This is a genomic window from Herpetosiphonaceae bacterium, assembly GCA_036374795.1.
Taxonomy (GTDB): Bacteria; Chloroflexota; Chloroflexia; order Chloroflexales; family Kallotenuaceae; genus LB3-1.
In genome coordinates, this window is sequence record DASUTC010000192.1 from 1 (window position 1) to 23,173 (window position 23,173).

Below are 23,173 nucleotides of genomic sequence, written 5' to 3' on the forward strand. Positions count from 1 at the left end.
ATCTGGCTGATCACGCTGCGGACCTATGCCGAGGATGATATTCCGGTGCTGGTGTGTACGGCGGATCGCCAATCGCTGCATCTGCACGCTCAAGATCTGATCGATTTGCAGGCTGAGCTGCTCGCCAAGCCTTTCACGCCCGACGATCTGGTGCAGGCTGTCCACCAGCATGCGATCGGCTCGCGCAGGGCCAGCGCTGCGACGTATTGAACGAGCGATCTGTGTAAGGAAGAACAGGGAACCAATGAGGAATCGAGGACCAAGAACCGACGCCATACGGGTGCCATGCGGTGCCCTCTGGGCATGGGCACCCGGCATGATACCCCGGCGCACCAGGCACCTGGAACTTGGAGCTTGAAACCTGGAGCTTGAAACTCGAAACTAGCTGTGATGATCGAGCGCGTAGGCAATGCCGCTCTGCAAGGTGCTGCGGATGATGACCTCGCCAAGATCGATGCCCAGCGTCACCAGCGCCTGGGCAACTTCGGCGCGCATGCCGGTGATGACCATCTGTGCGCCTAAGAGCTTGAGGCTTTGTCCGGCTTGAATCAGCGTGTTCGCAACCTGGGCATCGATATGCGGCACGCCCGTAATATCGACGATCACAACCAGTGCGCGCTGTGTGCTGACGCCCTCTACCAGGGCGCTCAACATCGCCTGTGCCCGCTGCTGATCGATCACACCAACGATCGGCATCACGAGCACCTGATCGTTGAGCGGGATCAGCGGCGTCGATAATTCCGCCACGATTGCCGCCTGGGTCCGAATGATCTGCTCGCGTAGCCGCACCTGCTCCTGCTCGATGCGTCGGCGCTCCGTGATGTCGCGGCCCACCCAAACCACCGTATCATCGCCGATGGGTGAGATAGCGCCGCTAAACCAGTGCTCGTGCTCGCCGATCTGCAAGGGATACTCGATATGAACCACCTGATGCGAGAGCAGAGCACGCCGAATAATCGTGAGAAAGAAATCGGCCTGCGCTGCCGGAAAGACCTCGTGGAGCCGTTTGCCGGTCAGCTCATTGGCTGGCCTGTACAGCAGCCGAGGATTGGTCGGGGCCACTTTGCGGTAGTAGCCCTCGCGATCGAGCACCAGAATCACGTCCATGATCGCCGCGAGCAGCGCCCGTAGCTCTTGCTCCGAGTCGCGCAGTTGGATCTCTGTTTGCTTGCGCTCGGTGATGTTGCGGTTGACTTCGACGACCACCGCCTGCTGCTGCCAGATGTGCTGCTGCAGGACCCACCGGCTGCTGATGACGAGGCTGTGGCCGTCGCGGCAGCGGTGGATGAGCTCGCCCTCCCAGGCGGCGGCGCGCTGCATCTGCGCTTCGATCTCCGCGAGCGGGATCGGAAATTGTGTTTGGAGCAGCGTGTGAACATGCTTGCCAAGCGCCTCCGCACGACTCCAGCCGTAGGTCTGCTCGGCGGTCTGATTCCAAAATAAGATCGTGCCTGCCGGATCGCGTACCAGCACCGCATCATGCGTCAAGTTAAGCAGGAAGAGATGCTCTTGAAGCGTTGTGATCTGCTGCGCAAACGCCTCTTCGGCATGCCTGCGCTGATCCAACTCCTGCTCTAGCTCCTGAACACGCTGCTGTAGCTGGGCCAGCTCTTCGTCTTGTGCTGATGCGGTAGGGGTAGTAGGTTCCTTCATAAACGTGCCAGCGCGGAGACTGTCGCAACGACGTGACAGCAGAAGCGCCTCCTCCACCCACCCGCTTGCAGAGCAAGGACAGATGTGCTAAGCCGACAATGTGTAAGCAACGCTGGTGCTCTGACAGAGCAAGAATTTCCGCATATGTCCAACACGGCATATGAGGTTGCGGCATGTATACCTCGCTGCCGGGGCAACCATTCGCCCGGCATGTACGCGGTGATACCAATCAGTGTCGGGACAGCCATCCTGGAGCGCTCCGAAAGCGCGACGGCTACCCGTGCGGGTGAGGATGCCTGCGCGAGCGGACGGGTGCTAACTCCATCATCTTCCTCATCATCGGCGGCGCGATCAAGGAAATCTGGGAAGGCCGATGCAGACGACACGATCGGAAGTGTATCTGTACAGTCGGATGGTTGTCGTAGCAGGCGATATGTGCTCATAAGGCGTCTTTTTTTACAGTCTACCAGTCAACCGCGCGCTGACTAGCTGACTGATGTCCTAATGTGACCTGGGTCCTAGATTCCCGCTCCCAATGGACTAGAGTTTGCCGGTCAAAAATCGTTTACTGTTGGATGGTCGGCAGGCGGAGCGGTTGGTGGGCGCGGGGATGCCTGGCGGATAGCGCTGAATCAGCGCGGCGGTATGTCGGCTGTGCGGCAGCAGGGCATGATCGTCGGGCTTAAGCGCGTGGGAGCGCCTTCGGCGGCGCATCGCCATGTTCCTGCGGTGTCGCTCCAGAGGCCGATCGTTCAAGGAGCGTGTGGGGGGCGACAAAGCCAAAGCGTTGATACAGCGGACGACTCTTCCGGGAGGGCCACAAGATGATGGTTTCGACATCGGCTGCCCGGCACGCCTCAAGCGCGATTCGCAGCAGCCGCGAGCCGATGCCACGATTGCGCCACGACGGTACTACATACACATTGGTCAGATAGACCAGCTGCTCGGCTTCGACCACGGGATTGGGAATCTTCTCGACAAACTGTGCAAAGATCTGTCCAACCAGCTCGTCGTCGGCGGTGGCGGCAACCCAGGCCCGCCACGCGGCCTGAGCTAAGCGCGACGCCATCCAGGTGGTAGCGCGCGCGACGAAAAGCTCCTCCGGCTCGGTGGCGCTGGCGATCTCGCTGCGGAACTGGTAGCGCATAGCGGCTAGACGCGGCGCGTCGGCGACACCGGCAGGTCGAATGTGAATTTTCGTCGGGTCGAGAATCTTCATAGCTTAGCGTTCAAAGATTCGGGTTGCAGGCCCTCATCCCAGGCCCGGAGGGCGCCCGCCCTTGTGCTGCGTCTGAAGGGCACCCGCCCGGCCTGACGGCACATCAGCTCGCTACAATCCCGTCGGATACGTTTCGGGCGGCTCGCCGCTCTCCCACTCCGCCGTACGATCCAGCGGCTCGACCGCGCGCGTTTCGTCGAGATGGAGCAGCGCGTCGAACTGTTCGGGGAGCCGGGCGTGGAAATAATGGCTCAGCCGCTCCGTCTCAGGCCGGTAGATCACGCCGATCGCGCGCTGGAGACGTTCCTGGCGCAGCTCATCGATGGCAGGATGCCGCGCGCGCAGGTTGAGCAGGAATGCGGGCATGCCAACCGCGTGAAACAGCGCCTCGTAGCTGCCCTTCAGCCCTGGTCGCACGCGCTTTCGTTCGGGGGGCGCGCCCCAGTCGGAGGCGGCGGTGACGCTGCCGGTGTAGGTGCTGAAGCCGATCAGGAACGACTCGCGACCGTAGCGCTCGCGCACAAGCTGGCCCACGTTCAGCTCGCCGGACTCGCCCATCTCCGTGGCGCGCGCGTCGCCGAGATGCGAGTTGTGCTCCCAGACGACCACCTTGCTACGACCGCCGTGGCGATCGAGATGCCCGATCAGCGCGTCGAGCGTCTCGGCCATATGACAATCGCGCACGTTCCACGACGAGACGCGGCCCTGAAACATGGTGCGGTAGTAGTCTTCCGCGTTTTTGGCAAGACGCGCGTTCTGCTCAGCGTAGAAATACTCATCCTCGGCCACGCCGCCATCGCGCCGGGCGTACTCACCCGCGCGGCGCTGCAGCTCGCGTAGCTGCTCCAGCACCTCGTCGTGGCACGACTGGCTCAGGTTGAAGCTGGCGACATAGCCGTACGCCTGCGGATCTTCGCCGAAGTGCTCGAAGCAGGCGTAGCGGTAGCGCGCCCGCGCCGCCGCTTCGGGATCGACCTTCGCCAGATACTCCAGCACGGCATCGATCGAGGCGTACAGGCTGTACAGATCCAGCCCGTAAAGCCCGACCTTCGGCGCGTTTTGCGGCGCGGCCAGGTTGTGCTCGCGCAGCCACTCCACGAAATCGCGCACGACCGTGTTGCGCCACATCCAGGTCGGGAAGCGCTTGAAGCCAGAGAGCGCGGCATCGCTATCTCGATCGCCGCCTCCGCCCCGCACGTAGCAGTTGACCCGGTAGGCATCCGGCCAGTCGGCCTCGACCGCCACCGCATGAAAGTCGCGCTCGCGGATCAGCCGCTTCGTGATCTCGGCGCGCTCACGGTAAAACTCATGCGTGCCGTGCGACGCCTCGCCGATCAGCACCACACGCGCGGCGCCGATCTGCTCGATCAGCGCGTCGTAATCGGTGGCCGCGCCCGTGAGCGGCTGCGCGACGGCACGTAGGCTCTGCGCAAGGCCGGTTGACGTTGCATCTGTCATGGCGTTTCTCTCCTCAGCATCCCGGCGCGCGCCCCGCCGGATCATGGAGATCCGTGTCCTTATAGCTGCGGTCACATCCGGTAAGGCGCAATCGCTCAGACGATCCGGCTACGCCGATCCTGGGCGCAGCAGCAAGCGTGCCACAACGCCGCGCCGCGTTCTCGACCGAGACAAGCCGGCTACGCGCGCGATCCCGCAGCATAGCGAGGCTAGCCTGGAATGACGGCTGACCCAGGCGATGCAGCTTGGTGAACGAATCGCTACGAGCGATGAACCGTTTCTTTCTGTTACCGGCACTGCTCTGACCTAGACTATGCATACAACCGAGCGCTCATGCGTGAGCGCTGGATGGTGTCTCAGGATCGGGTGGCTGCTTCGTTAGAAAGGACATGCCTATGTTCCGCTCTTTGCTTGTGCCGCTTGATGGCTCGCCCTTTGGCGAACATGCGCTGCCGATCGCCCGGCAGATCGCGCTCCAGGCGCATGCAACGCTGCATCTCGTCCATGTCCACGTGCCGATTGTCTTCGTGTCCATCGGCGATGTATCGCTAGGCGGCGTGCCGATCACCGATATACGCATGGATAATGAATACCGCGAGCGCGAGCGAGTCTATCTGGAAGCGGTGCGCACGCGGCTGACCAGCGACGCAGATCTGACTGTCGATTGCGAGATCGTGGATGGGCCGGTCAGTGGAGCGATCACGCAGTATGCCGCGCGGATCGGCGCCGATCTGGTGGTGATGACCACGCATGGACGAGGTGGTCTGACCCGCTTCTGGCTCGGCAGCACCGCCGATGCGTTTATTCGTCACAGCCCAATCCCAACGCTGCTGGTTCGTCCCCACGAGGCGCTGCCGGATCTCGATCAGTCGTATGACCTGCGGCGAATCTTGATCCCGCTCGACGGATCGGCGCTGGCCGAGCAGATTCTGGATCTGGCGCTCACGCTCGGCGGCCTGAGCAACGCCGCGTACGATCTGCTCCAGGTGATCGAGACTGTGCGAGTCGGCGGCTGGGCACCCGGCGTCAACCTGGCGACTGTCGAGCGCGAGGTGGCGGAGAGCCGCTATGAGCAGGCGCAGCAATACCTGGCCGATGTCGTGGAGCGGCTGCAAGCCAGGGACGTGACGGCACAGCCGCACGTGATCTGCGCCGAGCAGACGGCATCGGCGATTCTCGACTATGCTCAGCGGCACAACGCCGATGCTATCGCGCTGGCAACACACGGCTGGGGTGGATTGAAGCGCGTGGTGCTCGGCAGCGTGTCGGATAAAGTCCTGCGCGGCACGGTCTGCCCGGTGCTGCTCTACCGGCCACGCGAGCCATAGCGCGGAATCAAGGTTTTCGAGTTCAAAGCTCTGATGTCGGAGTTTCGAGATCGGCTTCGTCTTGTTCGCTTGTGCTTTCGTTTGGCTCTCTGCTCTTTGTTCTGTTGTTCTTTCGCGTGATAGCGAGATTAACACGGACAGTTAGCGAACATACACCATAGGCTTCACCGGCGTTGCTATGCTTGAGGTGCCGGTTGGGGCATACCGCGCGCAGCCGTGCGTTACCTGCTGCGCGCGGTGCGCGTGGCCTGATCGCCGGTTGAACAGCGCAGCGCCATCCTCGAACTCTGGCTGCTCATGCGGAATGCTATGTTGCGAAGGAGCATATCATGTATGACCTGATCGTCATCGGCGGTGGACCGGCAGCGATGTCGGCGCTTTTCTATGCCACCGGCAAACAGCTCCATGTCATGATGATCTACGAGGATCTGGGCGGCAAGATCGGCTGGCTTCAAAGCCTGGCCGGTCCGACCCAGCAGCAGTACTTGCCCGGCAACGAGCTGATGCAAACGCTGACGATGCGGGCCTTGTCGCGCGACGATCAGATCCTCAACGATCGCGTGTGCCACGTAACGAAGCCCGGCACGTATTTCAGCGTCGAGACAGCAGAAAACGGAACGCTGGAAGCAGCGACGGTGCTGGTTGCTACGGGCGCGACGCCGCTGCCGCTGCATGTGCCTGGCGCGCAGCACTTCGCCGATCGTGGCCTGGGCTACTCCGTCACCACCTACGCGCATCTGCTGGCAGGCAAGCGGGTGGCGGTAATTGGCGGTACGCCGCGCGCCCTGAGCGGCGTGGCCGAGGCGGCCAATACTGCCGAGCGTGTCTTTCTGATCTCGCCCACCGCCGTGGATCTGTCTCACCCTCTTGGCCGCGCGCTGGTCGGGCGGTCGAATGTCGAGCTGCTCGAAGGCTACGAGGTGGTCGAGATCCGTGGTCAGCGCGTCGTCGAATCGGTGATCGTCGAGCGCGACGGCGTGCGCTCAAGCCTTGCTGTCGATCGGGTCTTCGTGGCGCTGGGCCTGGTGCCGAATAGCGAGATCGTCCGCGACCTCGCCGCGACCGATCCGCGCGGCTATATTCTGGTGAATGCCTACCATGAGACGACGCTGCCGGGCTTGTTCGCCGCTGGCGACGTCTCCTCGACCTTTAGCGAGCAGGTGTTGATCGCGATCGGCGACGGCGCTCGTGCGGCGATGAGCGCCTACGACTATGTGCTGGCGCAGCGGCTATTCCCCGATGCCCAGGAGGCAAGCGACGGCGCGTGAGCAGCCATCGTCGCTGATGCGCCTTGATGATACACGAAGAACGGAGGAACGAAGCATGTTATTCGTACGCGATCGTATGATGACACCGCCCAAGACCATTACCCAGGAGACGCTCTTTAATACCGCCTTGCAGATCATGCGCTCCGGCACCATCCGCCGGTTGCCGGTGGTGGACCCGCAAGGCAGGCTGCTGGGGATCGTGACGGAGCGCGACCTCCTGCGGGTTGCCGATCACTACTTCCAGGCGGCGATCCCGGTTGATGAGTTTATGGTGCGGCAGGTGGTGACGACGACGCCGGAGATGCCGCTGGTCGATGCCGCGTCGCTGATGGTGGCAAACAAAGTCGGCGGCCTGCCGGTGCTTGATCCTGCCCGTCGCGTGATCGGCCTGATTACGGTCACAGATATTTTCAGCACGCTGGTCGAGCTGCTGCGCGCCGCCGATGCTCTGGAGGCGCGCGCGCTTGGGGCGGCGAAGACCAGGCTGGAGTAGCACGCAGCCGACGAACAGCGCTCCTACCTGAAGCTTGCCCTGCGACGAGCGGCAGATCCAGCGCCAGCATGTGTAAAGCAACGAGGAGTCTCGCCTGCACACATGCTGGCGTTTTGGTGCGCGCGATTCTGTCGATTGCACCATTGCGGCGAGCGGATCAGATGTGTACGACAGATGAAGGAATTGTTAAGAAACCTCCTTGAAAATGCGATCACTCCTTTACGATTCGCGATTTCAAGCTGCCCTAAGATAGGCGCAGCAAGAGAGACGAGAAGTAAGTAACGTAGCCGAGCAGGCTGAGACTTAGGAGGTTCGCTATGTCAATGACGAGTCGCGAACTTTGGACCGTGATCCACGGAATGGGACTCGGTGCGATCTTTTTATTGGCCTTTGCTGGTGGGCTGGCCGGACTCTACAGTCTGCGCCCTGAGCTGGTGACGCCGCAAGGGATGCGCGAGCGGCTGCCGCGCCTGATCTCTGGAACATGGATTATGGCGCTGGCCGCGTGGGGCACGGTGATCACCGGAACGTATATTGTGTATCCCTGGTATCGCGCGCGACCACCGGAGGGCACGGCTGATTTGAGAGCCTACCCGCGCAGCTTCCTGCTGGCGGACGAGAATCTCCAGGCCTGGCATACCTTCGGCATGGAGTGGAAAGAGCACGTCGCCTGGTTCTCACCAATCCTGGCAATGGTCGTGGCGTTTATCGTACTGCGCTACGGTGCCCAGATCGCCGAAAATCCTTTCTTACGCAAGGCCGTGATTGTGCTCTTTGTGCTAGCCTTTGCCGCTGCTGGCATCGCCGGGCTGTTTGGGGCATTCATTACCAAGGCTGCGCCGCTGCTGTAGCAGGCGTGTCGTTTGGCAAACAACCATGTGTGGAGTGAGGTGCTACTATGGCAGTAACGCATATACCGATCAAAGGCGTCGAAGAGCGGGCGCGGGAACGAGTTGCGACCGGCGAGGCGGCAGCCGCGTTTATCGCGGGCGGGATTGGCTGCTTCATCATCGGGCTGCTGACCACCGCCGCCGTGATCAGCGAGCCGCTCAAGAATGCGCTCAACTGGTGGAATCCGGCGGGGCCGCTGACCGGCAAGACAGGCGTTGGCGTGATCGCCTTCTTCATCTCCTGGGCGATCGGGCATGTGCTGTGGAACGATCGCGATGTCGACCTGCGACGAACGTTCATCATCACGATGATCCTGCTCGCGCTGGGCTTCGTGCTCACCTTCCCGCCCGTGTTCGAGTATTTCGAGTAGTCCGCTCGATGTCCGCCGGTTGAGGGCGAAGGCTCCATACCGGAGCTGCCCCGATCATTCGATCGCGGCAGCTCTTGTTGATCTCCAATTGTCCCAGCGCTATCAGCGGGGGAGTCGAACCAGCTCGACTCCCCGCTCCGCATGACCTGCCAGCGCCATGCGTGCTACTGCTCAAGCACGTTCTTGATCTGGCCGTCGATAGCGATGCGCACCTCGCGGATGCCGGGGAACTGCTGCAATGTGCGGGTGATCTGCTCGCGGATCAGCCGCCCACGCTCCACACCGCCGCCATAGGCCCACAGCTCCTTCGAGAAGTTGGCGGTCGCCACGCCCTGCTCGATCTTCAGGTCGAGCAGCCGCACACGCGGCCCCCAATTCGCCGCGCGCCCGGAGTAGGCCACCACCTCCTCAGGCGTCGGCAGCGCCGTCGTCAGCCCGACCTCGTTCTTGGGCGACGGTCCCCAGAGCAGCTCTTCCAGCGTCGCCGCCTCAATCCGATCGGTCTTCTGGATGCGGCGATGGGCATGCTGGAAGCTCTGGCCGGACACCCAGTAGACCATCACCGACTGTGTGCATTGATCGTAGGGACAGATCACGGTGAACGACTGTCTGCCGAGCACCTGCTGCGCCGAGCCGCGCAGCTCAAGCGTCGCGGTGCGCGTGCCTGGGCCGGGCGTCACGCTTTCGGCGATCCAGTCCAGGTTGCCGATCACCAGGCCGCGCCCATCCTCGCCGCGCAGCGCGCTGAAATTGCGGGTGATCGTCGCGCCGTCTTGCCAGCGCAGCGTCGCCCGGATCTGCTCGCCGGGAGTACCGACGCGCGCCAGCAGGTGCATCGGCTCCGTCACACACGCGCCCGGCGGTGGAATCTCGATCGCCGTGGAGGGCGGCTGGAAGATCTCGTCGACGCGCCCCTCGATCGCGATGCGCACCTCGCGGATGCTTGCGAACTGCTTGAGCGTGCGGGTGATCTGCTCGCGGATCAGGCGTACCCGCTCCGCGCCGCAGCCATAGGCCCGCAGCTCACGCGAGAAATCGGCGGTGGCAATGTCCTGATCTACGGTCAGACCGAGCAGGCGCACATGATCGCCCCAGCTTGCGTCGCGCCGGGCATACGCCAGCACCTCGGCGGGCGTAGGAATCGCCGTCTTAAAGCTGCTCTGGCTGGATGGAGGACCCCAGAGCAGCTCCTCCAGCACAGCGCTGCCGATCGCCGTCGTGCTGGGAATCTGGCGCGGCTGTGCCCGGACTGTATCGCCGTCTACCCAGTAGAGCTGAATCGTCTGAGTGGTGGGATCATTGGCGCTGAGCACAGTGATCTGCTGGCTGGCGAGCAGGTTGCCCTGCGATCCGCGCAGCTCCAGCGTCGCCGCCTGGGTAGGAACGATCGGCGTGCGCAGGACATTGGTCCAGTCGAGGCTGGCGATCAGCAGGCCCTTGCCGCTCGGATCGGCCAGCGCCGTGAAGGTATAGCTGAGCGTGGTGCCGTCCTGCCAGCGGAGCGTCGCCTGGACCCACTCGTTGGGCTGCCCGACGCGGGCACGAATATGCAGCGGCAGCGTGACGCGCGCCTGATACGCCGGAGTCTCGATCGCTGCCGAGGGCTGCGGCGCTGGCCTCGTCGCCTGGACCGCGTCTGCGCCGATATTGCCGCGCTCGACTCGCCACTCAGCAGGATTCCTGGGATCGTAGGTCAGCACCGTCCGCTCGAAGGCCTGCGTCGTAATCGTGCGGCGCTCGCCGTTTTTCACAGTCTCGACATTGAACGCATCGGTCATCGGCAGGCCAATGTCGTGGAGCCAGCCGCCGGGAAAGAGATCGGCGCGGGTGATGTAGCGCCAGAAGATCGACGGGACGATGTAGCCCGGCGCGGCGCGTAGCTGCGAGTCGTAGGGCACGAACATACCGCCCGCCATCTGCATCACGCCGCTGGTAAAGCTACCTGGCGCGGGGTGGCGGTAGCGCGGATCGGCGGCGCGGCGCAGGTCCGCGTAGGTGATATTGGTGTTGTTGACCGTGCCCTGCGGGCTGCGGGTGAAGAGTTCGTCAGTTAGTCGCCCGTACATAAAGCCCCAGTTAGGATCGACGACCTCGTAGCGGTGATCCTCGATACGGCCTTTCTCGAAGTACTGAGCGGCGTAGCCATCGACCTCAAGCAGATCGGTCAGCGGATAGCCCAGCACGCGAATGCCCTGGTGCTGGCTGTAGTAATCGCGGAACGGCACGGCGACATCGTGCTCCACCTGTGCTGCCCGGCTCTGCACCTGGGCCATCGGCAGCAGCGCGAGAACGACGCCGATCACCGTCAGCGACGATAGCCAACGATAGTTGAGTAACATAGGATTCCTCCTGCTGAAGCTGAAAAGAGCCCCAACCGGTGCGATACGGTCGGCGGCTCTTTCCAGCAGTGATACCGGAAGGAATGCTGAGGGTTACGTAGCGCCCTGCGGCAGCGCCGACCGCGTCGGTGGTACGACCGGCGGAGCGCTGCGTAAGCTGCTGCGCAGCGTGCGCGCCGCATCGCGGACGATGGCGGCAGCATCCTTGTGCGCGCCGATCAGCTCATAGGACGGCACGCTCGTCGCCAGCAGCAGCCGCCGACCGCCGAAGCCGCGCAGCGCCTCGGCGGTCGCGCCGTCCAGCGCCGCCTGCAAGGCTACTACCAGCACATCTGCCGCGCTCAGCGCCTCGCCGATGATAGCTGGCTCGCCGGGTCCGACGACGCGCAATGTCGCGCCCGGCAGCTCGCGCTCGAACGTCGTCGCCACAGTCTGGCGCAGCGCCTCGTCGGCGATAACCGCGATCGTCAGGCCAGCGCCCGTGTCGGCACGAGCCGCGCTCGAACGTCGCAGCAGCAGCGTGTAATAGGCCGTCATCGCCGCGCCGACCAGCGTGTAGCCCAGCCAGCGCGCGATCGAAGCCGCCAGACCGGCCTCAGCCGCGCCGAGCAGCGCGCTCAGCAGCAGTTGCAGCAGCATCACGCCGGTGACGATCGCCGCGACGATGCCGAAGAGCAGCGCCGCGTAGAGGTAGATGCGCCGCGACAGCGTGCGCTCCTCAACCGGCGATCTGCCGACACGTCGCTCGATCGATCGCGCGGTCAGGCCGTACACCGGCAGCGCCACGATCGACAGCGCCAGATACATGCTCAGCGGCTCGGTCCAGCCCGTGCCTAGCGTATCGGGTGCCAGCGCCAGCCGCAGCAGCGTGCTGATCAGCCCGCCGATGCCGAAGAAGAGCGCGCCCAGACCGATCGCGGTGGTCAGATAGCTGTTGACGCGCCGCGCGGTATCGACTCGCATCTCCACCTCGCTCAGACGCGCCTCGTCGGCAAGCTGCCGCCGGTGATACCACCACAGCCCGCACGCGATGATGATCGTCGCCAGCGCCTGCGTATGCTCGACGAGCACCGCGCGCCAGGCGGAGCCGCCCAGCGTAGCGAGCAGCACGGCGTACAGCAGGACCGTCATGCCGCCGAGCGCTGCTACTGCCGCGATCGTGATCACCAGCGCGGCATAGACCTGCCGCAACGTCGAGCGGGTTTCGTCGGCTCGTAGCGGTGTCTGCTCAAGTATCAGCGAGCGCGACCACAGGTGATGCGGCAGCCAGATCAGCAGGCCCGCGATCAGCGACGGCAGCGCTGCGGTGATCGCGTTGCGCCCGATCGGCGCCTCGATCGACGACTGGAACAGCGCATGGAGCAGATCGACCGCTCCATAGCTTGCCACGCCAAGGCCGACCGCCTGCACCAGCACCAGATACCAGCGTCGCAGCGTCGCGGTCGCGCCGGTAGCCTCGACCAGCGGACGGTCGGCGCTGAAGATGCGCCAGTGGTAGCGCCACACGACCGCCCATACCGCAAGCGAGCCGATCGCCGGTGACGCCCTGCCCGCGCCCGTGAACGGCTCCTGCACGCCAAAGAGCGCCGCCAGCAGTTGCCGGATCGCCCCAAAGAGGCCGAGCATCGCGATCAGCAGCACCGCGTAGCCGTAGAGCCGCCGTAGCGCCGAATGCTGCTCTTCGGGACGGCTCTGCATGCGCTGTGCCCAGTACCAGTGTCCCAGCCACAGCGGCAGCCCGACGATCAGCAGCGCCACGCTCTGGCTGAGCACATACACGAAGCTTTCTTGAGCGATGCCGCTCAGCGCTGTTGGCTCGAACATCTGCGCCAGCAGCGCGCCGATAATCCGGCGCGCTCCCCAGGCGGCCAGTTGCAGGCCAAGAAACGCGGCAGCATAGATGTATAATCGTCGCACAACTTGAGTTGCCATAGCTACCTCCCTAGACCGCAAACCTCGACGCGATCATGCCGGACGGGCGATTAGCGCATCGGTTCCTCAGGGATATAAAACGGCCCGCCGATGATCTTCCAGCTCTCGCCGTCGCGCTGGAGCAGCACCTCCTCGTCCATGCTCCACTCGCCAGAGCTAAAGATACCGCCGGGCTGGAAATACGTCACCGTCACCACGACGGTCGCGTTTGTGCCGATGACCGTCGTCTCGCGCACCCGGATCTGGCTGTTTTTCGGATCGATGTTCAACTGCTGCTGCATCTCAACCATCGAGAGCTTGCTCTGGGTGTCGGCGCTGATAAAGCTGTATGCGGTGTTGTAATCGCCGGTGTATACCGCCTGGTAGAACCGCTGCACGGTGCCTTCGGGCGTGGTGGCGGGCGCAAGCGTGGGCGCGCGCCGACCCACCAGCGGAATGCTGATCAGGCCGACGACGATCAGCAGCAGCGCTCCCAGGATCAGCAGCCCCAGATCACGATCGGCAATGCGTCTGGGCCGCGCTGCCTGCGTCTGGCTTTGTGCTGTACTCATGGTAGTCTCCTTATCTATACTCCGAGATACCGATTGATGCAGGCTACAACGCACACTCATCCAAGTATGAATCTAGTATGCGAAGAGCCGTGGCGCTGTGCAGATCGCATTCCCAGCCGTTACACTTCCGCTACGCGCCGGGCAACAGCAAACCGCACCCGAATCGGGTGCGGCTCGTAGGTGGCAGCGGATGCCGTTCTGCCGATACCGGCTTCCACCGGCGGCGGACGATCAGCCGTCGGGATTGGTGTACGGGTTTTTCACCGTCGGCTGGTTCGGGTCGAGGCGCTCGGTGGGCATGCCTGCCGAGGAGGTCGGCTGCGCGGGCGGCTCGTCGTCCTGGGGCTGGATTCGCTGAAGCAGGGCGCGAAGCTGCTCGTTCAGCCGGTGGATCGCCGATGCAACCTCTTCGCGAATCTCCTGCTGCGCCTCGCCGCTCTTCACCGAATCGGCGACACGTGTCGCCTGCGCGCGCAGCCGCTGGACCTCCTCGCGCTCGCGGGCTTTGTCCAGCGTCTCCTCCATCTCCTCGATCATACCCTTGAAGCCTTCGCGCAACTCCTGGCCCAGCTTGCGCACTTCTTCGCCACCGGCAACCGCCTTGACCGTCTGGGTCAGGTGTCGACCAAGCTGCTTAAGCTCGTGGGTGATATGCACTTCATCAGGCTTTCGTTCAGTCATCGCAAGATCCTCCTTTGTCGGGATCGGCTCCGTCTCAACGCTTCTCGAACCAGCATACCACCAGCCGCACGCCGCTCGGTGAACAGCCCGCCATCGTGCGGCGAGATTGCTTCACCGAACCCTGCTCCGGTCACGGATGGCAGGCCATCTGACTGGTTTTCGCCTGGCGCGCTCCTCAGGCCAATCGCGCGCTGATCGCTACGCGCAGTAGCGAACTGCGCGGCACGAGGCCCGGCCTGGGCGCATGGCAGTATGTCGCAGCAGCTCAGCCCAGGATTGCCGGATCATCTCCACGCTGTCGCGCTGCACGCGAGCCTCACGGATGCGCTCCCCGCTGATGAAATAGACGCTGATGCCGCTCGTCTCCAGCCACGTGCCAGTCGGGGCCATGCCCATAAACTCGCCGCGCTGAGTGCCGCACGCTGTCCAGCGCACAAGCACGCGATCCGGCATAACGATCGTATCCTCAATGGTTGTCTGCCAGTCGGGAAAGGCCGCGCGCAGCATGCGCATGTTCGCGCGGATCTGCTGAATCGCCGGTTGGAGCGAGTCGCTCGTCTGCTCCGCGACTAACAGCTCGTCGAGAAGCTGGGTCTGGCCCTGGTTCCAAACATGGTCGAACAGGCGCTGGATCAGCGCTAGCTTGGTTTCGGCTGACATGGTCTGGATTCCTCCTCACGGGGGAGTGAAGGAATAGTCGCTTCAACATCGCTGCGAACCCGGCAGCAGTGCGCAGCGCAGCTTGAGCTTCGGCTGCCGGTGTGCCTTGGACGGACCAGACGATACATGAATGGGTCTAGGTTGTGCGTGTGCCGCGCTATCCCTCGCCGACGGCGCGCGTCTTGCCTGGCGCGCGCTCCTTCGCCTGGATCGGCTCCAGCACATACCATAGGTTCAGCTTGGGATAGTCCGGTGTCAGCCGCCGCCGGTCGGTGGCGTCGCAGCGCGCGGCGAACATCCGCCCGATATACACGTAGGGATCGCCGTCGATCGGGCCGCCATAATGATCGTGCGATTTGCCGCAGTAGGGGCAGGTCGGAACAATCCAGACCCAGCTAAATCGCCCGCGATCGAGCACGCACGGTGCGAACAGCACGGTTCGATCAAGCGCCGGATCGACGATCGATGGTCGTGAAGGCTGGGAGGTGGTGTTAACCGGAGTTGGCATACATCTGTCTCCTCGTGATACCTCTGGGCTATGCCGCCGATCCAGAGAGGTCGAATCCGCGCGGTGCTGGCTTACGCCCGCGTGTCGCATCCGAGATGCCGGTTGTCGATCGCTACACAGCGTAGTAAAAACCGGATGCACTAGGCCGCTGGGGGAATCGGCTATGCAGAGTTGCCGTTTCTTAAAATACCTGCCGATGGATTACGTGGACGTAGCCTACAGGGTTTGATGTAGAAGCGAGGAAGGCTCCGCAGATGTAGTTGTCTCTTTGGTCCCCATATTGTGACATATAAAAGTGCTGTGGTCAAGCCGACTTTCAAAATGGCTGACTTAAGCCACAGCAATCCGCAGGAACCATCGCCTGTTCGGCTGGCGTTCGATACGTCTCCGGCTGTGCTATCGCCACGGCGCTATTGTAGGCGATCGTCCGGACGCCTAAGGTGAAGAGCGCGCTACCTGCGGTTGCAGAAGCGCTACCCGTAAGCTTGAGAGGGGCAGCGGCTCAGGTGCGGACCCGCAGCAGCAGCATGAGCGCTGCGGCAGCCAGCAGCAGCCAGATCGCGACGATTATTCCAGCCGCGACCCAATTGGTTGGCTTGCCCTGCTGCATGACGAGCCGCGCCCGCTCGCGGCATTCGGCCATGACCTGCGCCGGTATCAGCCTGAGCGCGATCGTGATGCCGATCGGCAGCACGATCAGATCGTCAAGGTAGCCCAGGATCGGAATCGGATCGGGGATTAGATCGATCGGGCTAAAGGCATAGCCGACCACACAGGCGGCAAACAGGCGGGCGTACCACGGCACGCGCGGATCGTTGTAGGCCAGATAGAGCGCGTAGAGCTCGGTCTTCAGGCTGCGCGCTCGTCGTTTCCACTGCTCAATCACGCTCACGATCGTCTGTCGCCTCCAGGGCTAGCTTGTCACGGCAAAGTCCGCGCCGCCAGTATGCCCGAAGGTGCGTCGTCGGGCAAGTGTGATACTACTCCAGGCAGTAGACAGCGTCCCGCGCAGAGCTGCGGGACGTTCATACGGGCGATCGTAGCGATGGTGAGAGCCGCCTGGAAGATTGGAAGTACCTGCGACCGCCTGAGCCGCTATTTCTCCACGTTGAGCTTGAGCGTCACTGGTGCTGGTTTAGCTCATCAACGATGTCTGGATTGTCAAAATCTTTTGTGTTCTTGTTGCGGTGATCTCTTGGAGACTATTGATGCGCGCTGCGTAGGGTGCTGTGCGAACGAGCTGGCGTAGCTCCGCCGCGAGGGTTTGTTGTAGCTCTTTACGATTACTTGCTTGCCGTGTTAACTTCTCATGTGGCTCGGCAAGGCTATACGCTGGTAGGACTAAACGGGCATTTCCCGCTTCGCAAAGCTGCAATATTTGTTCACAGCTTGCCGCTTGTTCTTGCTGAAAGACCAACTCGAGCACAAAGTTGGTTTCAACATAGATGTTCATGCGACAACCTCATGCTGGAGTCTGCCTTCTGCTACAGCTTGATATAAGCCTGAGCCGAGTAACCATGCCTGTGACGCAGGGAGTTCAGCAGGCAAGATGTCGCCGTGAATGAGTTTGCCGAGCCAGGACGCTACAATCAGTTCAAGACTTTGTTCGCCTACTTGGTTGATGGTTAATCCTAACTGTTGAACATAAGGCTGGAGAATTGGTCGTGCATCTCAGACATCGAAATCAGGTGCTACCTGCTCCAGTATAGCACCTGATTGGCAACTTCTAATAAAGATTAGCAGCAGCGTACCCGCTCGGACGAACGATTATCTCCGCAGAACGCGGCTTAAGGATTCTCGCATGGGAACCGCTCATAGTCCACATACCCGCTCTGAGTCCCCCATGTCCAAATATTCCCATAACAATCATAGACCCAGCTTCCCACAATTTGGGTCCTGGTGCTATCGCTATAGTAGGTGCGGCGGTCCTCATACGTGCCAGGGAGTGGAATATCCGCGCGCGCTGATGGAGCGAAGAGGGCGATACCAAGCAGGAACATTCCAAGCAGCATTGCGACAGCGGCGAGCCGAGCCGCCCAACGACGAGTAGCCATGAAAACCTCCTGGGTGGAACCAATATGGAGAAAGTAAAAATATTATAACTCTGATGTCAACCGCCGCAGCTTGACCGCTGTGGTCGGCTGGTCGGCGGCACAGGTCATGCAGCGCGCCGGTCGATCGCCGAGGCGATTGCTGGTAGGATACGCAGGAGGTTGCTCGCGCGGTCCTCGCTCTCGACAGCCTGACGTGATGCGCCGGAAAGGAATCGGAACGACGTGACTCGATCAACGCTAACCCATCTGGAGTGCGGCGCGTGTGGCGCGACCTACTCGCCGCACCAGTTGATGAACCTCTGCCCGGCCTGTGGCAAGCCGCTGCTGGCGCGCTACGATCTCGCGCGGGCCGCGCAGACGATGACGAAGGATGCGCTCCGGCAGCGCCAGGCCACGCTCTGGCGCTACCAGGAGGTGCTGCCGGTTCAGGACGATACGGCGGCGATCAGCCTGGGAGAGGGCTGGACTCCGCTCTATCACGCGCTGCGTCTGGGAGCGCGCGTCGGATGCGCTCGCACGTACATCAAGGATGAGTCGCTCAATCCCACGGGCAGCTTCAAGGCGCGCGGTCTGTGCATGGCGGTCAGCCGGGCCTTTGAGCTTGGCGCGCGCGAGCTGGCGATTCCCAGCGCCGGAAACGCCGCCGGGGCGATGTGCGCCTACGCCGCTGCCGTTGGTTTGCCTGCGCATGTGTTCATGCCCGCCGATGTGCCGCCGACGTTTCAGGTGGAGTGCAAGGTGCTCGGCGCGCAGGTGACGCTCGTCGATGGGCTGATCACCGACTGTGGCGCGCGCGTGCGGCAGGGCGTGGCCGAGCGCGGCTGGTTCGATTGCTCAACGTTGCGCGAGCCCTACCGGATCGAGGGCAAGAAGACGATGGGCTACGAGCTGGCCGAGCAATTGGACTGGACGCTGCCCGATGTGATCATCTACCCGACCGGCGGCGGCACCGGCCTGATCGGGATGTGGAAAGCCTTCGACGAGATGCAGCAGATGGGCTGGATCGGCTCGGAGCGGCCCCGGATGGTCTGTGTGCAGAGCACCGGCTGCGCGCCGATGGTCCGGGCGTTCGAGGCGGGCGCGGATCATGCCGAGCTGTGGCAGGGCGCCAGGACCGTTGCGGATGGCCTGCGCGTGCCGGCGGCGGTCGGCGATTTTCTGATCCTGCGCGCGCTGCGTGAGAGCGGCGGCACCGCCATCGCCGTGGATGACGCCGAGATGCTGGAGTATGCCGGGGTGATGGGCGCGATGACCGGGATCTTCCCCGCTCCTGAGGGCGCGGCATGTCTTGCCGCTCAAGTCCGGCTGCTTGAGCAGGGCTGGATCAAGCCCGATGAGACGGTGGTACTGTTCAACACCGGCACCGGGCTCAAGTACGCGCATCTGTGGCGCTGAGCTGCCAGCGATGCGCGTAGCGTCATGGATGTTCTGTCGGTCAGGGTGTTTTTCTGACCAGGGGCAGGTACATCAGACTGGTGTAGGGGCGGCACGGCTCCTGCGCGCACGCCAGCTCTAATGTATAGCTCCCCACACGGCTGCCATTATCGTCCGCCAGGATGGCATAGGTGCCCCGGCTAGCTAATGGACAGCTCGTAATCTCGGCAACCGAGCCGGAGGTAAAGGCCGAGCAAATGTTGGTGCCAGCCGGGTCGTAGATGCGGATGCGTGGACGCAGGTCATCTGCGGTACGGCTCATCTTGATCCTTGCGCTACCGCCTCCGCTGCTCAGGAAGGTGTAGGTGTTAATCTCGGCGGCTGATGTAATTGTGCCCGTGAGGATTTGACCAAAGCCGATCGGCTGCGTGTTGCCTGGGTTGTTAAGGCGCTGGATGTACAGATTATAGGTGCCCGTGTTGGTGCGATAGGTATCGCTGGCGTGCAGCGTGTATATGCCAGCACGAGGAATGACACAGTTATTGATCTCGACGATCTTCTCCGAGGTAAAGGCCGAGCACATATTGGCACCATCCGGGTCGTAGATGTGGACCGCAGGATTGAGCGTGCCGGAGATGCGCGTCATCCTGACTTTGACCACATCATCGATCGCTGCGGTGAACGTGTGCATGTCGATCTCTCCCGCAAGATCGATCGTACACTGCATGGTTTCGCCAAAATCTAGGGCGGTGGCGCAGCTTGTCACCGTCGCCGGGAGCGAGGCGGCGATCTGCTCCCCGGCGAGCCACGGCTGTACCCGTGCGCTAGCCATAGACACCTGCGATCCGCTTGCGAACACCAAGAAGGCCAGGAGTAATCTTGTGAGCGTGTCCAACGAAGTGTACATGGAGTCCTCCTTGTCGCATCGACATTGCCAGGCAGCGGTGTCCTGCCGCCGATCATCCTCGACCATCGTCAGCGCATGTCACTCCTTGCCCCTCGCTTCTTCCTGCCACCCGATGCGTATGCTCTGTCCTCGAATGAAGCCGCGCGGAGGTTGTATGCGGCTCCTGCGGATACCAGCCCTTATACGCTTAAACGCCGAAGAAGCCCACAAAAGTACTGTGTAGCGTGGAGGATTTTTGGCAAAGAGCAAAGGAACAAAAGGATCAGCGGCGGCGATCATTCCCAGGCATTCCCGCTCTGATGCAGGATCTCGCACACCAATTCTCCAACAAGCCGCTTGATACAGCCGATTGTCACATCTTTTGTCCCTTGACGACCCGCGCTTCTGTCGGCACAATCTGGTGAAACGATCTCAGGAGTTTTCGCTGTGCTGACGTTATTCCGCAGCCGCCTCTTTCTGGCGATTGCTACCGGCCATTTTGGAGTGGATATTCTGAACAGCGCCGGCCCGGTGCTGCTGGCGGTGCTGTCGAAGCCGCTGGGCCTTTCCAATGCGCAGATCGGCCTGGCGCTGACGCTGTACACCTTCGTCGGCTCGCTCTCGCAGCCGCTGTTTGGCTGGCTGGCCGACCGCGTGCAGAGTCGACCGGCGGCGCTGGCGGGTGTGGGCGTTGGCTGGATGGCGCTCTGCTTCAGCGCGGTTGCCCTGGCGCAGAGCTGGCTGGTGCTGCTGCCGTGCTTTCTGCTGGCCGCGCTTGGCTCCGGCCTGTTCCATCCGGTCGGCACGGCCAACGCTGGCGCGGCGCATCCCAGCCGCGCGGCCAGCGCCACCGCGCTCTTCTTCTTTTGCGGGCAGATGGGTCTGGCGCTCGGCCCGATGCTTGGCGGGCTGCTCTTTCGTGTGAGCGGCAACCTGGGCACGCTGCCGATGGCCGCGTTTCTGCTGCTGCCGGTCACGCTGCTGCTGACCGCTCCGGCGGGCGCGCGCATCCACGGCGCGTCGAAGAAGTCGGCAAGCGGCCCTGCTCGTACTGCGGGCGCGATCGTCGCGGCCTTCATCCTCCTGGTCGCGCTGCGCTCGTCGATCCAGGCGGCCTATTCGGCGTTCCTGCCCAAGCTCTTCGCCGATCGAAGCTGGGACTCGGCTGCCTATGGCATGCTGGCGGGGACGTTCATGCTTGCGGCGGCGATCGGGAACATCGTCACCGGCGAGCTGGCGGATCGGCGTGGCATGCGGGCTGCTACCGTGGGGCCGTTGCTGCTGGGCGTGCCTGCCGGGCTGATCTGTCTATGGGCACCCACGCCACTGGCGGCATTTGTGGCGAGCGCGCTGAGCGGCCTGCTGATCGGCGGGCAGCACAGCGTGCTGGTCGTCCACGCGCAACGACTGATTCCGGCTAGGCAAGGCTTCGCGGCTGGCCTGATCCTGGGCTTTACCTTCGCCGCCGGTGGTATCGGCACCTGGCTGGCAGGTATCGCCGCCGACCAGATCGGGCTGCTGCGAGCGCTTCAGGCGATCACGCTGCTGGGAGTGCCCGCGGCGCTGCTGGCGCTGACGCTGCCGGGCCGCGCGACTCCAGCGCCCCTGGCGGCCAGGGCGGAGGCGTGATCGACGCGACAGCAGCGCGGCGTAGACTATCCCGACTCGTGGCCGTTGCGCTGCGACGCCTGCGACTTAAGCCGGTCGCTGATGCGCTGTGGTAGCTCTTTGATGCAGGTGTAGATGCGCGAATCCTCGTAGAAGCCGCGATCGACATAGTACTTGACGATCGCGCGACGCTCCCAGCCGTCCAGAAATTTTTGCAAGATCTCGCTGTGCAGGCCATAGCTCTTCTCCATCTGCGTCGCACAGCGCTGAAGCTCTTCGCGCGCCGCGGCCTGGCCGCCAAGCGCATACAGCAGCGCGCCCGCCCGCCCCTGATCGACATCTGACGGCGGCGGAAACGGCGTGATGCTGCTGAGCACAAGATGGGCATCCTCAGGCGACCACAGCGTCAGCGGATGGCGATTCCTGAGATCGTTCAGCGTCTTTTCGGCAAAGCTGCGAAACACGCGGAAGCCCTGCGCCTTATACGACGAGACTTTGATATTCGGCAGGACCGGTGGCTCGTGGGCAATCTTGAACAGCTCTTCGGCGTGCTCCCTGAGCAGCGGCTTGGTCAAGACCATACTACAGCCTGCGAAGAGCGCGGCCTCTTTGCGCTCTTTGGTCAGCTCGCCGGTCAGCGCAACAATCGTCGCCGGATGAATCATGCCATCCAGCATTCTCCCAAGCAATGCCGCTGCCAGCACCGAGCCTTCCATGCTCTGGAGGATCAGATCGGGCAGCACAAGATCGAGGACGATCACCGTTGGATGAGCCGGTCTGGAAAGATCGAGCAGCGACATGGCATATTCGACGCCTTCAACTGCCGAAGAAGCGACAGAAACCTCAAATCCGACGCTCTCAAGCGTGTGTCTTTCAAGGACGATCTGTTGTGGATTATCTTCGATAAGGAGGACTCGCGGTTGTAAACGCTCGCTCTGTCTTTTCGATGTCATTCCTGATCCCTGTGTTTTTGCGTAGGTTAACAAGAAGGAAGGATGGATGCGCCGACAGATTTTTTCAGTATATACTTAAATCACGAAATATGTTAAGTTTCTTTTTTGTCAGTACTGGGTCTTCTGGAATTCCTACTACAGGGTGTAGAGCCAATACCACCAGATTTTCAATACCCTGGATCGTCCGGCTGGCGTCTGGTGCTAGGCGATGCGAGGCATTCGAGCCGCCGATAGTATAATCGTTTTTCCGATCGCCGACACACGATGCAGCCGTTCGTATGGACGTATCGACGCTTACGCTACATCTTAACATAATCTTGATGATCCGGCAGCAGATCTGCTGAAGGATAGCGCTACACCGTGTCGTAGGGCTATCCATGCGAAGGAGCATGAGTGTGAGCTACTACGGCGTTAATCATCTTGCGCTGCGGGTGGTCGACCTGCGCCAGGCCGAGTCGTTCTATTGTACACTTTTTGCGCTTGAGGTTCTATTCCGTGAGGCGGAGCACGCCGATGGCTGGCGAACGCTGCCGACAGCCTCATCCTGGGATGACGCGATTGCCGCAGGGATTGATCTGGGGCTGAGCATGCTCCAGCGCGAGGGTTTTACGCTGGCGCTCGAAGCTCAATCGGCGATCATGCCGGACGGCACGCTATCGCACATCGGGCTGCATGTGGATCGTGCGGAGCTAGCGGAGCTCCGTCGGCGGGCGGCGCTGCTCGGCTGCACGATCGTCGCCGATCGACCGGACGCGCTGATCATCGACGATCCGTATGGCGTACGCTGGGAGGTGATGACGCGGGCGCATGTGCTGAGCACGAGCGAGCGCACGGGGGTATGGCTGGAGCTTGGGTGACAACAAGCCTATACGTTCGAGCACCGAGCGCTGGCTATGCTCGATTGTCCGCAACGTAGCTGAGTACGCACTCCTGCAAGGGAACGACGT

23 protein-coding genes are annotated in these 23,173 nt (G+C 62.5%); 9 read left to right on the top strand and 14 right to left on the bottom strand.

Annotated features, from left to right (window positions below):
• Positions 1–210, top strand: a 210-nt coding sequence (locus VFZ66_14305) for a hypothetical protein (protein HEX6290358.1), incomplete at its 5' end; no start/stop codon positions are given.
• Between the two features lie 171 nt (positions 211–381).
• Here the strand turns inward: VFZ66_14305 and VFZ66_14310 are convergent.
• The 4 genes from VFZ66_14310 to VFZ66_14325 form a co-directional block, all read right to left on the bottom strand.
• Positions 382–1,653, bottom strand: a complete 1,272-nt coding sequence (locus tag VFZ66_14310; protein ID HEX6290359.1) for a PAS domain S-box protein — start codon at positions 1,651–1,653, stop codon at positions 382–384.
• Between the two features lie 540 nt (positions 1,654–2,193).
• Complete coding sequence (locus VFZ66_14315; GenBank protein HEX6290360.1) at positions 2,194–2,367, bottom strand: hypothetical protein; 174 nt, start codon at positions 2,365–2,367, stop codon at positions 2,194–2,196.
• Positions 2,336–2,872 (bottom strand): GNAT family N-acetyltransferase, encoded by a 537-nt coding sequence (locus VFZ66_14320; GenBank protein HEX6290361.1) that lies wholly within the window; start codon positions 2,870–2,872, stop codon positions 2,336–2,338. The genes VFZ66_14315 and VFZ66_14320 overlap by 32 nt, the downstream gene beginning before the upstream one ends.
• A 111-nt stretch (positions 2,873–2,983) precedes the next feature.
• Positions 2,984–4,330, bottom strand: a complete 1,347-nt coding sequence (locus VFZ66_14325) for an erythromycin esterase family protein (GenBank protein ID HEX6290362.1) — start codon at positions 4,328–4,330, stop codon at positions 2,984–2,986.
• Positions 4,331–4,725: 395 nt separating this feature from the next.
• Here VFZ66_14325 and VFZ66_14330 point away from each other — a divergent pair, with 395 nt between their 5' ends.
• The 5 genes from VFZ66_14330 to VFZ66_14350 all read left to right on the top strand — a co-directional run bounded on the left by VFZ66_14330 (position 4,726) and on the right by VFZ66_14350 (position 8,680).
• The gene (locus tag VFZ66_14330) at positions 4,726–5,658 is read left to right on the top strand and encodes a universal stress protein (GenBank protein HEX6290363.1); all 933 of its coding nucleotides are present in this window, start codon (positions 4,726–4,728) and stop codon (positions 5,656–5,658) included.
• Positions 5,659–5,987: 329 nt separating this feature from the next.
• Positions 5,988–6,926: an NAD(P)/FAD-dependent oxidoreductase gene (locus VFZ66_14335; protein ID HEX6290364.1), complete on the top strand. Its 939-nt coding sequence runs from the start codon at positions 5,988–5,990 to the stop codon at positions 6,924–6,926.
• A gap of 55 nt (positions 6,927–6,981) precedes the next feature.
• The gene (locus VFZ66_14340; protein HEX6290365.1) at positions 6,982–7,419 is read left to right on the top strand and encodes a CBS domain-containing protein; all 438 of its coding nucleotides are present in this window, start codon (positions 6,982–6,984) and stop codon (positions 7,417–7,419) included.
• A gap of 317 nt (positions 7,420–7,736) precedes the next feature.
• Positions 7,737–8,270, top strand: coding sequence for a hypothetical protein (locus VFZ66_14345; protein ID HEX6290366.1), 534 nt, complete (start codon positions 7,737–7,739; stop codon positions 8,268–8,270).
• Positions 8,271–8,317: 47 nt separating this feature from the next.
• A complete protein-coding gene (locus VFZ66_14350; protein ID HEX6290367.1) occupies positions 8,318–8,680 on the top strand; it encodes a hypothetical protein in 363 nt (120 codons plus the stop codon).
• Positions 8,681–8,844: 164 nt separating this feature from the next.
• Here VFZ66_14350 and VFZ66_14355 read toward each other — a convergent pair whose 3' ends face one another.
• From VFZ66_14355 to VFZ66_14390, 8 genes are all read right to left on the bottom strand, one after another.
• A complete protein-coding gene (locus tag VFZ66_14355; protein ID HEX6290368.1) occupies positions 8,845–11,019 on the bottom strand; it encodes a GerMN domain-containing protein in 2,175 nt (724 codons plus the stop codon).
• Between the two features lie 93 nt (positions 11,020–11,112).
• The gene (locus tag VFZ66_14360; protein ID HEX6290369.1) at positions 11,113–12,951 is read right to left on the bottom strand and encodes a DUF5671 domain-containing protein; all 1,839 of its coding nucleotides are present in this window, start codon (positions 12,949–12,951) and stop codon (positions 11,113–11,115) included.
• 50 nt (positions 12,952–13,001) lie between these two features.
• Positions 13,002–13,502: a hypothetical protein gene (locus VFZ66_14365; GenBank protein ID HEX6290370.1), complete on the bottom strand. Its 501-nt coding sequence runs from the start codon at positions 13,500–13,502 to the stop codon at positions 13,002–13,004.
• 231 nt (positions 13,503–13,733) lie between these two features.
• Complete coding sequence (locus VFZ66_14370) at positions 13,734–14,183, bottom strand: hypothetical protein (protein HEX6290371.1); 450 nt, start codon at positions 14,181–14,183, stop codon at positions 13,734–13,736.
• Between the two features lie 198 nt (positions 14,184–14,381).
• Entirely contained in the window at positions 14,382–14,843 is a 462-nt protein-coding gene (locus VFZ66_14375; protein ID HEX6290372.1) for an ester cyclase, read from the bottom strand.
• Between the two features lie 157 nt (positions 14,844–15,000).
• A complete protein-coding gene (locus VFZ66_14380; protein HEX6290373.1) occupies positions 15,001–15,351 on the bottom strand; it encodes a hypothetical protein in 351 nt (116 codons plus the stop codon).
• A gap of 502 nt (positions 15,352–15,853) precedes the next feature.
• Positions 15,854–16,243 (bottom strand): YkvA family protein, encoded by a 390-nt coding sequence (locus VFZ66_14385; GenBank protein ID HEX6290374.1) that lies wholly within the window; start codon positions 16,241–16,243, stop codon positions 15,854–15,856.
• Positions 16,244–16,486: 243 nt separating this feature from the next.
• On the bottom strand, positions 16,487–16,804 hold the full coding sequence (locus VFZ66_14390; protein ID HEX6290375.1) for a PIN domain-containing protein: 318 nt from the start codon (positions 16,802–16,804) through the stop codon (positions 16,487–16,489).
• An 823-nt stretch (positions 16,805–17,627) separates the two neighbouring features.
• Here VFZ66_14390 and VFZ66_14395 point away from each other — a divergent pair.
• Positions 17,628–18,800: a threonine synthase gene (locus VFZ66_14395; protein ID HEX6290376.1), complete on the top strand. Its 1,173-nt coding sequence runs from the start codon at positions 17,628–17,630 to the stop codon at positions 18,798–18,800.
• Positions 18,801–18,840: 40 nt separating this feature from the next.
• Here the strand turns inward: VFZ66_14395 and VFZ66_14400 are convergent, their stop codons facing one another.
• Positions 18,841–19,611, bottom strand: a complete 771-nt coding sequence (locus tag VFZ66_14400; GenBank protein ID HEX6290377.1) for a hypothetical protein — start codon at positions 19,609–19,611, stop codon at positions 18,841–18,843.
• Positions 19,612–20,112: 501 nt separating this feature from the next.
• On the opposite strand from VFZ66_14400, the gene VFZ66_14405 reads away from it, so the two are divergent.
• Positions 20,113–21,294: an MFS transporter gene (locus tag VFZ66_14405; protein ID HEX6290378.1), complete on the top strand. Its 1,182-nt coding sequence runs from the start codon at positions 20,113–20,115 to the stop codon at positions 21,292–21,294.
• Between the two features lie 26 nt (positions 21,295–21,320).
• Here the strand turns inward: VFZ66_14405 and VFZ66_14410 are convergent, their stop codons facing one another.
• Positions 21,321–22,226, bottom strand: coding sequence for a response regulator (locus VFZ66_14410; GenBank protein ID HEX6290379.1), 906 nt, complete (start codon positions 22,224–22,226; stop codon positions 21,321–21,323).
• Between the two features lie 395 nt (positions 22,227–22,621).
• Here VFZ66_14410 and VFZ66_14415 point away from each other — a divergent pair, with 395 nt between their 5' ends.
• Entirely contained in the window at positions 22,622–23,083 is a 462-nt protein-coding gene (locus VFZ66_14415; GenBank protein ID HEX6290380.1) for a VOC family protein, read from the top strand.
• The last annotated feature ends 90 nt before the right edge of the window (positions 23,084–23,173 follow it).

Coding starts and splice junctions, on each gene's coding strand:
- VFZ66_14360 (HEX6290369.1), bottom strand. CDS start 12,951: ATGGCAACTCAAGTTGTGCGACGATTATACATCTATGCTGCCGCGTTT.
- VFZ66_14400 (HEX6290377.1), bottom strand. CDS start 19,611: ATGGCTAGCGCACGGGTACAGCCGTGGCTCGCCGGGGAGCAGATCGCC.
- VFZ66_14355 (HEX6290368.1), bottom strand. CDS start 11,019: ATGTTACTCAACTATCGTTGGCTATCGTCGCTGACGGTGATCGGCGTC.
- VFZ66_14375 (HEX6290372.1), bottom strand. CDS start 14,843: ATGTCAGCCGAAACCAAGCTAGCGCTGATCCAGCGCCTGTTCGACCAT.
- VFZ66_14345 (HEX6290366.1), top strand. CDS start 7,737: ATGTCAATGACGAGTCGCGAACTTTGGACCGTGATCCACGGAATGGGA.
- VFZ66_14340 (HEX6290365.1), top strand. CDS start 6,982: ATGTTATTCGTACGCGATCGTATGATGACACCGCCCAAGACCATTACC.
- VFZ66_14365 (HEX6290370.1), bottom strand. CDS start 13,502: ATGAGTACAGCACAAAGCCAGACGCAGGCAGCGCGGCCCAGACGCATT.
- VFZ66_14370 (HEX6290371.1), bottom strand. CDS start 14,183: ATGACTGAACGAAAGCCTGATGAAGTGCATATCACCCACGAGCTTAAG.
- VFZ66_14410 (HEX6290379.1), bottom strand. CDS start 22,226: ATGACATCGAAAAGACAGAGCGAGCGTTTACAACCGCGAGTCCTCCTT.
- VFZ66_14330 (HEX6290363.1), top strand. CDS start 4,726: ATGTTCCGCTCTTTGCTTGTGCCGCTTGATGGCTCGCCCTTTGGCGAA.
- VFZ66_14325 (HEX6290362.1), bottom strand. CDS start 4,330: ATGACAGATGCAACGTCAACCGGCCTTGCGCAGAGCCTACGTGCCGTC.
- VFZ66_14350 (HEX6290367.1), top strand. CDS start 8,318: ATGGCAGTAACGCATATACCGATCAAAGGCGTCGAAGAGCGGGCGCGG.
- VFZ66_14310 (HEX6290359.1), bottom strand. CDS start 1,653: ATGAAGGAACCTACTACCCCTACCGCATCAGCACAAGACGAAGAGCTG.
- VFZ66_14380 (HEX6290373.1), bottom strand. CDS start 15,351: ATGCCAACTCCGGTTAACACCACCTCCCAGCCTTCACGACCATCGATC.
- VFZ66_14315 (HEX6290360.1), bottom strand. CDS start 2,367: ATGCGCCGCCGAAGGCGCTCCCACGCGCTTAAGCCCGACGATCATGCC.
- VFZ66_14390 (HEX6290375.1), bottom strand. CDS start 16,804: ATGAACATCTATGTTGAAACCAACTTTGTGCTCGAGTTGGTCTTTCAG.
- VFZ66_14320 (HEX6290361.1), bottom strand. CDS start 2,872: ATGAAGATTCTCGACCCGACGAAAATTCACATTCGACCTGCCGGTGTC.
- VFZ66_14335 (HEX6290364.1), top strand. CDS start 5,988: ATGTATGACCTGATCGTCATCGGCGGTGGACCGGCAGCGATGTCGGCG.